We start from the raw sequence: 431 nt of genomic DNA on the forward strand, positions 1-431 counted from the left end.
AGCGAAATGGGTGTCCGACAGACGCGACGGGCTGGAACGGTTTTTCGCCGAGCGATTTTACCGGATCTGCGGCGTGGCAGGCGTTTTGCTGGTGGGGGCAACCGCAATGCTCACGAGCGCCTATCAGGTCGAGCCGAGCCAGAAGACTTCGGCCAAGGAAGCGCTCGCATTCGTCGAAAATAATCATTTGTCAGGCAATGTCCTGAATTCCTACAACTTCGGCGGCAGCTTGATCTTCCATGGAATCAAAACATTCATTGACGGCCGGACAGATCAGCTTTCTCAACGGCTTTATGAAGACAGATGCCGAGACAGGACGCAGCGGTGGAAAACCTGTCCTCGAAGCCCAGCTAAAGAAGCATGCGATAAACTGGGCCTTGCTGACGCCGGACGACAGCCGCATTCCATTCTTCGATGAACTGGGCTGGAAG

General features: G+C 55.0%; 1 pseudogene. It reads left to right on the forward strand.

From position 1 onward, the window contains the following. Positions 1–431: pseudogene (locus tag EOA86_RS38165) on the forward strand (hypothetical protein); the annotation flags it as partial.

The organism is Mesorhizobium sp. M5C.F.Ca.IN.020.32.2.1 (assembly GCF_004023105.1).
GTDB classification, from domain to species: Bacteria; Pseudomonadota; Alphaproteobacteria; order Rhizobiales; family Rhizobiaceae; genus Mesorhizobium; species Mesorhizobium wenxiniae.